This window comes from Rheinheimera sp. NSM (assembly GCF_052380015.1).
In the GTDB taxonomy this organism is placed as follows: Bacteria; Pseudomonadota; Gammaproteobacteria; order Enterobacterales; family Alteromonadaceae; genus Alishewanella.
In genome coordinates, this window is sequence record NZ_JBQTCI010000002.1 from 271,679 (window position 1) to 285,335 (window position 13,657).

The 13,657-nt window shown below is 51.3% G+C and carries 8 protein-coding genes; 5 read left to right on the forward strand and 3 right to left on the reverse strand.

The window, feature by feature from the left end; genetic code table 11:
• Positions 1 to 28: 28 nt before the first annotated feature.
• Positions 29 to 790: a Nif3-like dinuclear metal center hexameric protein gene (locus ACTZWV_RS07085; protein ID WP_444785875.1), complete on the forward strand. Its 762-nt coding sequence runs from the start codon at positions 29 to 31 to the stop codon at positions 788 to 790.
• On the forward strand, positions 787 to 1,554 hold the full coding sequence (locus ACTZWV_RS07090; protein ID WP_444785876.1) for a methyltransferase domain-containing protein: 768 nt from the start codon (positions 787 to 789) through the stop codon (positions 1,552 to 1,554). The genes ACTZWV_RS07085 and ACTZWV_RS07090 overlap by 4 nt, the downstream gene beginning before the upstream one ends.
• On the opposite strand, the gene tamB is transcribed toward ACTZWV_RS07090, so the two are convergent.
• A complete protein-coding gene (tamB, locus tag ACTZWV_RS07095; protein ID WP_444785877.1) occupies positions 1,551 to 5,297 on the reverse strand; it encodes an autotransporter assembly complex protein TamB in 3,747 nt (1,248 codons plus the stop codon). The genes ACTZWV_RS07090 and tamB overlap by 4 nt on opposite strands.
• Positions 5,294 to 7,018, reverse strand: a complete 1,725-nt coding sequence (gene tamA / locus ACTZWV_RS07100; protein WP_444785878.1) for an autotransporter assembly complex protein TamA — start codon at positions 7,016 to 7,018, stop codon at positions 5,294 to 5,296. The genes tamB and tamA overlap by 4 nt, the downstream gene beginning before the upstream one ends.
• 226 nt (positions 7,019 to 7,244) lie before the next feature.
• Between tamA and ACTZWV_RS07105 the strand changes: the two genes are divergently transcribed.
• Entirely contained in the window at positions 7,245 to 8,363 is a 1,119-nt protein-coding gene (locus ACTZWV_RS07105; protein ID WP_444785879.1) for a beta-ketoacyl-ACP synthase III, read from the forward strand.
• Between the two features lie 98 nt (positions 8,364 to 8,461).
• Here ACTZWV_RS07105 and ACTZWV_RS07110 read toward each other — a convergent pair whose 3' ends face one another.
• Positions 8,462 to 8,770 (reverse strand): isoamylase early set domain-containing protein, encoded by a 309-nt coding sequence (locus tag ACTZWV_RS07110; RefSeq protein WP_305554506.1) that lies wholly within the window; start codon positions 8,768 to 8,770, stop codon positions 8,462 to 8,464.
• A 464-nt stretch (positions 8,771 to 9,234) separates the two neighbouring features.
• Here ACTZWV_RS07110 and ACTZWV_RS07115 point away from each other — a divergent pair, with 464 nt between their 5' ends.
• Both ACTZWV_RS07115 and ACTZWV_RS07120 read left to right on the forward strand, forming a co-directional pair.
• Positions 9,235 to 10,455, forward strand: a complete 1,221-nt coding sequence (locus ACTZWV_RS07115; protein ID WP_444785880.1) for an efflux RND transporter periplasmic adaptor subunit — start codon at positions 9,235 to 9,237, stop codon at positions 10,453 to 10,455.
• Positions 10,456 to 10,458: 3 nt separating this feature from the next.
• Positions 10,459 to 13,635 (forward strand): efflux RND transporter permease subunit, encoded by a 3,177-nt coding sequence (locus tag ACTZWV_RS07120; protein WP_444785881.1) that lies wholly within the window; start codon positions 10,459 to 10,461, stop codon positions 13,633 to 13,635.
• Positions 13,636 to 13,657: the final 22 nt, after the last annotated feature.

Here is a 13,657-nt window from a genome sequence, read left to right on the forward strand (position 1 = left end):
GCTATCAACAGCAGCGGAAAACCAGTCGATGATAGATCGCGACCAGTTAGTTAAATTTCTGAATACTGAGTTACAAAGTGAAAAAATCCGGGATTATTGCCCCAACGGTTTGCAGGTCGAGGGCAAAGCTCACATTAACCGGGTGGTTACCGGGGTTACCGCCAGCCAGGCACTACTGGATGCCGCTGTTGCGGTTAACGCCGATGCGATACTGGTGCACCATGGCTATTTTTGGAAGAACGAAACGGCGCCGGTAACCGGCATCAAGAAGAAGCGTCTGCAAACGTTATTGCGCCATGATATCAATTTACTGGCCTATCATTTACCGCTGGACGTGCACCCGATACTTGGCAACAACGCGCAGTTAGGCTTGTTACTTAACGCAGAAAATATCATTGCTGTTGCTACAGCGGAGCCGGATGGTGTGCTGATGCAGGGCGAGCTGGCGAATGGGTTAAGTGCCGATCAGATAGCACAGCATCTGGAATACACCTTAGGTCGCAAGGTATTGCTGCACGCCATTGACAATAGTGCGGCGGTCAGCAAGCTGGCATGGTGTACCGGCGGTGGCCAGGGTTATATTGAGCAGGCTGCTGCTGCCGGCGCGCAATTGTTTATCAGCGGTGAAGTGTCAGAGCAAACCATTCATTTATCGCGTGAGCTGGGTATTCATTTTATTGCTGCCGGTCATCATGCAACCGAGCGTTATGGTGTTAAAGCGCTGGGGGAATTTATTGCCCGGCAGTTTGGCCTTGAGGTGCAGTTTATTGATATTGATAACCCGGCATGAAGCAAAAAACCGATCGTAGTTTTGATGATATTGCCGCCAAATTCAGCCGCAATATTTATGGCAGTACTAAAGGCAGGCTGCGCCAGTTAGTGCTGCTGCGCGATTTGGCGCAGCTTAATCTGCTACAACAACCTTGTCAGATCCTCGACGTTGGTGCAGGCCAGGGCCAGTTAGCCCTGTCCCTGGCTGCGCAGGGACACAGTGTGCATCTGACCGATATTTCCGCAGAAATGTTGCACATAGCGCAGCAGCAGGCTGAAGAACATGGGCTGAACAATGTTAGCTTGCAACAGATAGGGCTGTCGGAGCTCGCGGCGACACATCAACAGCAGTATGCGTTAGTGTTATGTCATGCCATGCTGGAATGGCTGGCACAACCTGAGTTGGCTATTGCTCAGTTGCGTCGCTTGGTGGCTCCCGGCGGCATATTATCGCTGATGTTTTATAACAAAGAGGCCAAACGCTTTGGCAATATTTTGTTTGGCAACTTTGATTATGTCGCGGCAGATTTTCAGGTAAAGAAAAAGGTTAGTTTAAACCCGCAGCATCCGTTAGTGCCGCAGGATGTGCAGCACTGGTGTAAGCAGGCCGGTTTTAGCCTGCTGAGTAAAACCGGGGTGCGCTGTTTTCATGATTATTTGCGTGATCGCAGCCAGCAACAAAGCCACTTTGAACAATTGTTGGCTTTAGAGCTGCAATACAACCGCACTGAGCCCTATGCTTCACTGGGCCGCTACCAGCATTTATTGCTTAAAGCTGATTAATCAAACTCAAACTTGTACAGCAAATCAACGGCGTTATCCAAACTGTTTACTGCCTCCAGGTACAGATTACGCATTATGCGGTAGCGCAGGGTAAATTCGCCGACAGCATTAAAAATGCCATAACCGTATTTTACCTGCAGATCGCGCGATAAATAACCGCTTACCGTTACCTGAGAATTATCGCCGGCGCCTGCGGTGTCCAGTGTCAGGTCGCGGACACCAAAGGCTTCGCCTAATTCGCCCACTACAGCACCGGTAGAGGAGATTGACATACCAATCAGGCTGGTGGTCAGTGCTGAACCGGCGCTGCCGGAATCACTGCCGATATCACGGCCCATCAGCAGATAGGCCAGCGCATTAGCCTGGGGTTTTGCCGGCTCGGAAAAAATGCTGATGTTTGGCGCATCGGCCGGACCGGTAACCCGAATGCCGGCAATCACATCATCTTCCATATTGGCCGGGTTACGGATAGCTTCGACATTTAAAAAAGGCTGGTCGGATGGGCCGTTAAAGCTCATTTTTCCCTGGCGGATCAGCAAATCTTGGCCATAGGCACGGAAGGTACCGTCTTTCAGACTGACATCGCCATTCACCGTGGGTTGCTGATTAGGTTGCTGGCGTACTCTTAAGTTACCGCTGAGCCGGGTTTCCAGGCCAAAGGCTGACAATTGCACCCTTCTGCCAAGCACAACATTAATATCGGTTTGCAGGGCAAGGGCGGTTTTTTCTTCAGTGGGTACAGGCTGCAGTTCTGCGTCCAGCAACACCAGATCATCGGATAGCCCGACAGCAGTTTGCGGCAAACTGTCAATATTGATGCGGGCAAAGGGAATTTGCACCGTGCCGCTAAGTGATGTCAGCCCGGGTTTGGCGTTCAGGGTTAAATCCGGTGCTATTTGCAGTCGGGCCTGAGGAATTTGCAGGCTCAGTTCATCGCCTTTCACTTTCAGTGCCGCTTGCCAGTTATCTATTTGCGGCCATTGTGCATCGCCGGCCAGATTAATCTGGCCTTTGCTGGTGCTGACCAGGCCTTCCAGCGTGGCTTGCTGTCCGGCAAACTTCAGCTCTACATTAGCATCAGTTACATCCAGTGGTGCCTGTCTGCCGTTCAGTTTAAAGCTGCTCAGTGCCAGGTTGCCGTTAATGGCCGGGTTGGTTAGGTCGCCGCTAAAGCGTAAGTCGCTGTTGAGCATGCCGGCAAGTTCACTGCTTTGCTCCAGCAGCGGCTGTAAAAAGGCCAGGCTGAATTGTTGCAGCAGCAGTGTGCCCTCCAGTTTACGCGAGGAGGATTGTACGTCTGTAATGGTGGCGTCGCTTTGTAAGTTGGCGTCGTTATCAAATTGCCACTGCAACGTGCTGTTAAGGGTATCTTCGGCCAATACGGCATCCAGCGCCCAGTTGTGCCAACCCAATACCAGTGTTTGTTCAGTTTGATACTGCCATTTACCATTGCCGCCTTTGAGTTTAACCAGTGCCTGCGGCTGCTGGCCTTGTTGCCAGTTGGCGTTAACCTGTGCGTCAAGATTCCCTTGCAGCGCCATCTGTTCAGGTAAAAAACTATCCAGCGCCGACAGCGCAAATTGCTGTAATGTCAGGTCCAGCGCTATATGCTCTGCACTGAGTGTTAGTGGTTTAACGGCGCACAAATTAGCCGGGGCTTGCTGCCAACAGTGCGGCTGTACGGTTAACCGCGCGTCGGCAAAGCGGTAATCCAACTTTGTACTGTCTACCAGTTGCCATGGTCCTAACAGACTGTCCAACTGCGCGGATACCAGGGTGCCTTGCCAATACTCATCCGCTTTCAGGCTGCCGCTCATTTCAATACCGGCATTGTGCTCAGTACTTGCCAGCTGCAGCGTCAGCCGATGGCGTAATGCAGTGCCGCTAAGCGTCAGGTTTAGCTGGTCAATATGTTGCTGCTGATACTTGCCGTTGCCGGCTTGTAGTGACACTGCCGTTGTCAGGTTATGTTCGCTGTTTAAACTCAGATCCGTATCCAGAGTTAACTGCTCCAGGCTGGCATCCTGCCACTGCAGCCCGCGGGCATTGAGGGTGCCCTTTAGCTGTGGTGTGTCGCGCTTACCGCTTAGCTTGAAGTCTGCACTGATATCACCGTTGGCACCGCTTATAGTTTGCTCCAGTTTGGGAATGGCAATCTTCATCGCCATTTGCCAGTCTTTATCCACTGCGCCGGTCAGTTGGATCTGGTTTTGGCCATGGCGTAGTGTCAGGCCCGGCGTATCCAGCCGGTAGTCGCCCTGTCCGCTCAGATCTGCAGCAGTAAGGCTGCCTTCAAGTAGCAGTTTGTAATCACGCAGTGTGCCGTTAAGCTGCAGTTGTGGCAGTGCCAGTTGCCAGCCACCTTGGGCTGTCAGGTTGCCGCTAAGCTGCATATCGCCATTTAGCTCACCGCTGTAGTCCGGCCAGAATTGCCCGGGCTGAATTTGTGTTAACTGTACGCTGCCAAGCCAGCTTAATTGCTGTTGCCAATCCAGCTCCGCCCTGGCGCTAAGCGCACCGCCAAGGGTGTTAATGGTTAAGTTTTCCAAAGTTGCCCCATGCAAAGTGCTGTAGCCGTTTAGTTGCACGCTGGTTGACGGCACTTGCTTACCGCTTAATGCTAAGCCTGCGGCAAAGCGCAGTTGCTCCAGGTTGCCGCTTGCCTCCATTTGCAACTGGCTAAGCTGTATTTGCGGCTCGGCGCTAAGCGGCCATTGCAGTTGGCTCGCTGCTAAGTTGGCCTGCAACGGCAGGGTGTTGTCCAGCAGATTAAGCCACAAGGATAATTCCGCATCCAGCAGTTCACTGGCATAGGCTTGCAGTTGCAAATCGCTCAGATCGCCATCCAGCGTAACGCGCAGCCGCTGCCCGGCCAGCTCTGTGTCCTGCAGCAACAGCCGTATGTCTGCTTTTAGCGGATAATTGCCATTTGGCTCTAATCTGGCGGAGGCATGCAGTGTTGCCTGTGGGTGCTTGATATCCAGCTGGGTCAGGTTAATTTGCTCCGGCAGCAGTTGCAGGCTGAATGAGAGCTCACTGATACTCTGCGGCTGTGGTTGTTGCAGGGTGAAATCCGTCAGGCGGAAGCGGTCAATAAACAGACTCAGCGGCAGCCTGACATCCTGCAACGCCGGCGCCCGGTAAGCAAAGGCAGCATTTGTCGTGGTATCCGCAGTGTCAGGCAGTGCCAGGGTTACCTGATGCCAGCGCGGCTGATTTAGTTGTACTTTACTGCCCCAAAGCTGAGCACCGGTAGTAAACTGTTGCCAGCTTAACCGGCTACCGGCAACCAGCACAGTGGCATCGTTCAGCTGCAGCTGCGTAATATCAATGGCAAACGGCAACCACAAACCGGAGCCGGGCGCCTTTGTTGGTGGCGGATTGTCTGTATCGGCGATTTCAAGCTGCATGCCTTGCAATGTCAATTGCTCGACACAGAGTGTTAAACGGAAAAAACAGCCGTTGTTAATCTGCAGCGTGCTTTGTTCTAACGTCAGGGTTATGGCGTCATCTTGCCAACGCAGGCCGTACAGTGTATTGCCGCCCAGCACGCTGCCCTCACTGCGCTGTACGGTAAAGCTACTGACAAAATGCTGTGCCAGCCAAAGGTTAAAACTTAACCCGGCAGAGGTGTACAACAAAGTAAACAGTAAGGCGATCAGCACAACGCAGGGCAGTAATAATGTCCAATGCAGCCATTTTAAGGTGCGTTTCAGCCAACGCTTGGTGGTGTGCCAGCTCATAATTCCGGCCCCAGCGCCAGGTGCAGTTGGAAACCTTTGCCCGGTTCATCCAGGCCCCAGGCAAAATCAAGACGCACAGGGCCAACAGGGGAGGCCCAGCGCACGCCCAGGCCCACACCTTGCACCCAGTCGGGTTTATCATCCCAGGCGCTACCGTAATCACTGAACGCTGCCAGCCACCAATTGCCTTTAACGCGATATTGGTATTCCAGCGCACCGGTAACCATATAGCGGCCACCGGTCAGCTCATCTTCGCTGTTACGCGGTGATACAGTTTCATAGCCATAACCGCGGATGCTGTTATCACCGCCGGCAAAGAAACGCAACGATGGTGGCAATTTTGACAAGCCTTCCATCAGGATAGCGCCGGCATCCACGCGGGTAACAAAACGATGGTCATCGCCGGCACTGCCAATCCAGCCAACCCGGCTACGCAAGCGGATAAAACTGGCATCAGAGCCCCAGGCTTCGTCTGATACTTCAACGCCCAACAATAAACGATTGGCCGAGGCGGGCATTGAACCGCCGGCTTGCTTAGTACGGCTGTAACTTAATCCGGGCATAATCAGACTGATGCTGTCATTTTGATCCGCCTGGACAAAGTCTTCATACAACCAGCGCACCGAAGCGGTACGATACCAGTCGCTTTTCAGTAACCAGTGGCGCTCCAATGCCAGGTTGGATTCGCGGCTCTCGGTGTTTTGATTATCGCGGTTCCGAAAACCCAGCTGTACCTGATAAAAGTCGTTGGCAACACTGGCCAGTGGTACCTTGTATGCAGCCTCGACACTTTGTTCTATCTCAGACAGGGCCAGCTTAGTGCTCAGGCTGTGGCCGGCTTTATTAAGCCAGGGCTTATTCCAGTTTAGTTTCAGCCGGGTTTTCACATCGGTAGAGTAGCCGATACCGGTTTCTATAATATTGCGCCGCTCCGGCTCCAGCGCCACGTTAATCGGCAGGCTGAAATCCTGCATCTGTGTGGTATCACCTTCCACCAGTATGGAAGAGAACCAACCGGTAGTCGCCAATGCTTGATTAAATTCCCCCAACTGGCTGGCCAGGTAGTAATCGCCCTCATTAAAGGGCACTAAAGATTGCAGTCCGGGTTCGGCTATTTGATTACCGCTAAAACTGACTGCACCAAATTTATAACGTGTACCGGCGTTAAAGTGCAGGCGGACAAACGCCTGGTTTAGCTCTGGTGCTACCTCAAGCCGTGCCAAATCAAAGTCGGCATCAAAGTAGCCTTTACGCAGTGCCAGACTTTTTAAAGCGCTCTTAAAGCCATCATAAGCGCCGTGGTGCAGTATCTGGCCCTGTTTGGGCGCTTGCGCCGCCAGCAACGCCGCAAAGTCAGAGTCTGTTGCGGCATCACCGGACAGCTGTATATCGCTTTGGCTAATGCGCACCGGCTCACCAATTGTTACGTTAATGTGCAGTAATTTGGGTTTGGCCTCGTCCTGAGTTACCGTAATGCTGCTGTGGTAATAACCTAAAGCTTGTAACGCGATATGAATTTCCTGCTGTAAGGTAGCTTGAAAACGCACGCCCGGCGTATTGTCTGCATCAGAGTATTTTTGCAGATAAATTTCAATATTGTCGCGCAAAGCACCGCTTACGCCATTGATTTTAAACTGATACGGTGCTGCCGAACGGGCAGGGAAACTTATGCTTAGTATGGCTGCCAGCACTGCAGTTATCAGGAAACCTCGGGTTTGCATTGGCCTGGAAAAATCCCGTATTAAGAAAATGAAAGAAAAGTGAATGCCGGTGCTATTATGGCCCACAGAGCTTGTTAATGTACACCGCGTTGCATAAATCGAGACTGAATAGGCTCAGCAAAACGGGGATAATACAACAGCAAGGTACAACTGAGGGTAGAACTTCAGTTATACTGCAGCCACTGTAAAAGCGGTAGTAAAACCGCGATCTGACAAGGGCAGTACTATGAAAAGTGTTGTTATCAGTGGCTCAGGCTTGTTTACGCCAGAGCAGATTATTACCAATGAAGAGTTGGTGGCCAGCTACAACCAGTATGTTGATCAATTTAATGCGCAGCAAGCCGGGGCTATTGCAGCCGGTGAGGTGCAGGCGCTGGAACATTCCAGCAGTGAATTTATTGAGAAAGCCTCCGGCATAAAAGCGCGCCATGTGCTGTACAAAGATGGCATTTTAGATGCTGATGTAATGCATCCGCTGTTCCCCCGGCGCAATGAAGAGCAGCCGCCGGAAATGGTAGAGATGGCGTTGTCGGCTGCACGTGAAGCGCTGACACAGGCGAACAAAACTGCCGCCGATATTGATCTGATTATCTGTGCGGCGTCCAATATGCAGCGGCCTTATCCGGCGTTATCAATTGAACTGCAGCAGCTGCTGGGCGCCGTCGGCTATGCTTTCGATATGAACGTAGCCTGCTCTTCCGCTACCTTTGCTATCAGCAATGCGGTAAATGCCATTCGTGGTGGCACGGCTAAAGTGGTGCTGGTGGTGAATCCGGAATTTGCCTCACCGCAGGTGAATTACCGCAGCCGCGACAGCCACTTTATTTTTGGTGATGTGTGTACCGCCACCATTATTGAAGCCGAAGACAGCTGCACGGCGGATAATGCGTATCGTATAAACGGCATGCGGCTGAAAACCGAGTTTTCTAATAATATCCGCTGTGATGTCGGTTATACCGAACATTGTTTCAGCCAACCTGATCCGCTGCTGCCCTATTTTAAACAACAGGGCCGTAAAGTGTTTAAAGAGCTGCTGCCGATAGTGGCAGAGGTAATTCAGGCAGAAATGGCGCTGCAGCAGGTTAAACCGGAGCAACTGAAGCGGCTGTGGTTGCATCAGGCCAATATTAATATGAATATTTTTGCCGCGAAGAAAATTCTTGGCCGCGATCCGCTGCCGGAAGAAGCACCGCTGGTACTGGATACCTATGCCAATACGGCCTCAGCCGGTTCTGTAATTGCTTTTCACAAATATAAGCAGGGTATTAATTCCGGTGAATACGCTATTTTGTGTTCGTTTGGTGCCGGTTACTCGGTGGGGTGTTTAGTACTGCAAAAGTGCTGAACACAGGTGTCGGGCAAAAGTGCAGGGCAAAGCTGTGATATAAAGTTGTGATATAGCCATGCACTAAACGGGCAGCCCGGGCTGCCCGTTGCTGCCGGTTACAACCGTACTACTGAGTTGTGATCATAAGACACCGGCGATGGTTGGTAACCGTCGGCGGCGTCATCATTCAGCCAGGTACCACCGTTAACCAAATAACGGAACTGGTAAGCTTTATTTTTTTCTAAATTCAACGTCGCGGTAAAGTCGCCGCTTTTGCTTTTCTTCATCGGCAACGCAGCCGGATCCCAGTCATTAAACTCACCCAGTAACGCCACCTGATCAATATTGTCTAACCGGTGCGCCGGCAGCGTAAAGGTGACTTTGCACAAAGGTTTAGTTTTCAAATACTGTTTATTGATGCTCATAATGTTTCCCTCAATGTGTGCTCAAAACGGTATAACCTTGTCTATCATGTCGTGTCTTTGTGATGAAATAATGACCACTTTGTTTTTCAAATCACCTTAGGGAATTTTCTGCTGTTGCGCAAATAACCCTTTTAAAGGTTGATATAACAAAAGGTGATTTTCGCTGGCTGCGGCATAACATCGCCGTAGTTGTAACAAGATATTATGCAATTTATCCGGCCGGGCTGAGCCAACTGCCGGCAAATTTTGCATTAGCATCGCCTTAACTGTGCTGCACAGCAGCAACTGCAAGCATCACGTTATGTCAGCACCGCAAAGTTAGCTGGCGCGGCGTAGCGTATTCTGGCTTATTGTTACCTACACTTATACCCGGACTGATACAAAGCGTAACATTCACCGCGTTACTTTCAGCCGCTGACGCTTTAGTATGTTGGCGGTAAAACAGCATTGTGGAAAATGAAGATATGGCAGCAAAAATTATAAAAATCGCTATTCCGGTGGTCATTATCGCCGTGGCCGTGGTGGCGGCAATGAGCTTAACCAGTATGCGTAAACCGCCGGAGAAAAAAGAAGAACAACGCCCGGCCATTCTGGTAAATGCTGATGCCATAGTGCCGCAGGATTTAGTGTATCGTATTCAGTCGCAAGGCACGGTACAACCCAAGCTGGAAACCAACTTAAGCTCCGAGGTTAACGGCCGTATTGTAGCCGTGGCCGACAATTTTGTTGAAGGCGGTTTTTTTAACAAAGGTGATTTGTTAGTGCGGGTGGAGCAGGCAGATTATCAAACTAACGTTAAAGCCGCAGAAGCCAGCCTGGCCAATGCGCAGTCAGCGTTAGAAGAGGAAAAAGCCCGTGGCCGCGTTGCAGAAGAAGAGTGGCGCTCCTTTACTGCCGGTAAAGCTCCGGAGTTGGGGTTACGCCGGCCGCAACTGGCGGGCGCGTTGGCCACAGTACGCTCTGCTGAAGCTGAGCTGGAACGTGCGTTGCGTGATTTAGCCCGTACAGAAATCCGTGCGCCTTATTCCGGCATGGTAAAAAGCCGCGATGCTAACCTGGGCCAGTTTATCAGCCGTGGTACCAGTGTCGGCATAATTTACGGCACCGACGTGGCTGAAATTCGTCTGCCGCTGACCGACAATGATTTAGCCTTTTTGCAAGTGCCGGATTTCACTGACGACAGCATTGAACCGGAAGTAATATTAACCGCCGCAGTAGCCGGTCGTATTATGCAGTGGCCAGCCCGGCTGGTGCGTACCGAAGGCGTACTGGACGAGCGCAGCCGGGTAATTTATGCCGTGGCAGAAGTGACCGACCCTTACCAACGTCTGAGTCAAAAACAAGCGCCATTACGCTTCGGCCGTTTTGTCCAGGCGCAGATCCTCGGTGATGCCACCGAGCAAGTGGTGGTGATCCCGCGGCATTTGCTTTTAGCACAGCAACAGGTGCTGGTGGTGGATAAAGACAACCAGTTGCAGTTTCGCGCGGTAGTGACTGAGCGTACAGATGAACGCTCGGCTTATATCCGCTCCGGCTTTGCTGAAGGCGACAGGTTGGCCACCTCGGCCATTGCTAACCCGCTGGCCGGCACCCTGGTGCGGGTTGCTGCTGATGCAACGGTACAAGTGGCACAAGATGCGGAAAAAACCGATGCTGCTGTCCTGACCAGCCAGGTTAAGGAGTAAAGCATGGATACCAATAAGGGCATTATTGCCTGGTTTGCCCGCAACAGTGTGGCAGCTAATTTATTGATGGCGATTATTCTGGTGGCTGGTGTGGCCTCGCTTTTTACCATTAAAAAGCAGATTTTTCCGGAAATTGTGTTGGAGCAGGTCAATATCCGCGTGCCTTATCTGGGTGCGGCACCACAGGAAGTGGAAACCGGGGTTATCGAGAAAATTGAAGAAAGCCTGCGCGGCGTTAACGGCATTAAACGCATTCGTTCTACTGCGGTTGAAGGCTTGGCAACGGTACGTGCCGAGATTGCCAATAACTACAATATACAAGAGGTAATGGATGAGATAAAAACCCAGGTCTCGGCCATTTCGTCCTTGCCGGAGCAAACCGAAAAACCGGTGGTATACCGTGTGCGCTTTCAAAGTAACGTGATGTGGTTATCGCTGTATGGTGATGCCGATGAGCGTACCCTGAAAGAAGTATCAAAAGATGTGCGCGACGAGCTGAAAAAGCTGCCCGGCATCAGCAAAGTTGACGTGGTTGGTGCACGCGACTACGAAATTGCCATTGAACTGTCCGAGCTTAAGCTAAAAGAATACGGCCTGACCTTTGAGCAGGTTGTTACCGCTATTCGCGGCAGTTCGGTTGATTTACCCGGTGGTTCGATTAAATCGGAAAGTGGCAATATTTTGCTGCGTACCAAAGGCCAGGCTTATTTTGCCAGGGATTTTGAAGACATAGTGCTGCTGACGTTTAATGATGGCACCCGCTTAGCATTAAAAGATATCGCCACCATCAATGACGGTTTTATTGAACGGGAGGATTTATCCACCTTTGATGGCAAAAACTCGGTGTCGATCCGCGTTGACGCCGTGGGCGATGACAACACACTGAAAATTGCTGAGACGGTTAAAGCCTACGTTGAGCGGAAGCAAAAAGAATTGCCGCCCTCGGTATCTATTGCCCACTGGGGTGACTCCAGTTACTACCTGCAGGGTCGGTTGGACCTGATGAGTAACAACCTGCTGATGGGCGCTTTTCTGGTACTGTTAGCCTTAACGCTGTTCCTCGAGTTCCGGATTGCGTTCTGGGTAATGGTTGGTATTCCGGTATGTTTCCTTGGCGCCATGGCGATGCTGCCGTTGCCGTTGTTTAACGTGTCGATCAATATGATCAGCTTGTTTGGTTTTATTTTGGTACTGGGTATAGTGGTGGATGATGCCATTATTATCGGCGAGAGTGCTTACAGCGAAATCGAAAAACGCGGTAAATCTGCCGAAGCCGTTATTGCCGGTGCGAAAAAAGTGGCCATGCCGGCCACCTTTGGTGTGTTAACCACTATTGCTGCCTTTACCCCTATGCTGATGGTGGGCGGTGCCCAGGCGCCAATCTGGGGCTCTATTGCCTGGGTTGTGGTGCTGTGCCTGATTTTCTCTTTGGTTGAATCGAAAATGATCCTGCCGGCGCACATCGTTAATATGGATACCAAACCTTGGGATCCGAACCGCAAAGGGTTGTTTTACAGCACCGGCCGTGCCGGCAGTAATGGATTAAAAGCAGTGCGTGAAGCTGTTGCACGTGCAATGCAGAGTTTTGTTCGCAAACGTTATCAACCTTTTGTCGAGCGTTGTATTCAGTATCGTTATATCACCATGGCGGCGTTTTTTGCCATGCTGATCCTGATGTTTGGTGTGTTGGGCGGAGGTTTGGTACGTTGGGTGTTCTTCCCGAATATTCCCAGTGACTTTATCAACGCTAACCTGACCATGCAGGAAGGCTCATCCAATCAGGCGACGGTAAATGCTATGCGCGAAGCTGAAGCGGCACTGGTAAGAGCGAATGCAAAGCTAAATGCAGAATACGATGAAGACGTGGTTAAACACCGGCTGGTGTTTTTAAATAGTGATACTGCTGGCCAGTTAGTTGTTGAGCTGGAAAAAAGCGAAGGCCGCGAAATTGATGGCTTTGAAATCGCCAACCGCTGGCGCGAAGAAATGCCGGAAATACCTGGGTTAAAAGCCTTTAAAATTAATGCCTCAACCGGTGGCGGTGGCGGGGCCGATATCGCCTTACAGTTACGCGGCACTAATCTGGATAACCTGAAGCTGGCCACGGAAGAGTTAAAAGCCCGCTTAGGCGAGTATGCCGGCGTATACGATATTGAAGATAACCTGCTGGGCGGCAATGACGAGATCGTACTGCAGTTAAAACCCGAGGCACATATCCTGGGGTTAACTTTGGCCGATGTGGCGCGCCAGGTACGCTATGGTTTTTACGGTGCCGAAGCGCAGCGGGTGCAGCGCGATGGTGAAGAAGTCAAAGTAATGGTGCGTTATCCGCGTACTGAACGCAGCTCTGTTGGTAGTCTGGAGAATATGCGCATTCGCACAGCCAATGGCGGTGAAATTCCTTTTGCTCAGGTCGCCAGCTATACCATGCAACCCAGTTTTAGCGCCATTAACCGGGTCAATGGTGAACGTGCTGTTACCATTACTGCGGCGGCGGATAAAGCCAGCGTGGAGCCCGGTAAGGTGGTCGGCGAAATGCGTAAAACGGTGATTGCCGAAATTACCGATAAGTATGAAGGTGTAACCGGTGAGCTGGATGGTGCCAGCCAGGATGAAATTGATGCTCAGGTAGATTTAATGAAAGCCGGGGTGTTTGCGCTGTTCTGTATTTACGCTTTGATGGCAATACCGCTTAAATCCTACAGCCAGCCGCTGATCATTATGAGTGTGATCCCGTTTGGTTTGGTCGGCGCTGTGGTAGGGCATATGGTACTGGGCCTGAGCATGAGCATTATGTCGATCTTTGGTCTGGTGGCACTGGCCGGGGTAGTGGTAAACGACTCCCTGGTAATGGTCGACTTTGTTAACAAAGCGCGTGAGGAAGGCTTATCCATTCGCCAGGCGGTATCGCAGGCCGGTGCGCAGCGTTTTCGGGCGATATTGCTTACCTCACTTACTACCTTTGTTGGCCTGGCGCCGATAGTGTTAGAGCGAAGCCTGCAGGCGAAAATTGTCGTACCGATGGCGGTGTCGCTGGCGTTTGGTATTTTGTTCGCCACTGTTATTACGCTGATATTGATCCCGGCGCTGTATGTAATACTGGAAGATGTGAAAAACCTGTTCCGCAGTAAAGAGCGTAAAATTGATACCCGTTTAGGCCGGGTGCCACAACAACAGTAAGCGCTGGCAGGATAAACTTCCG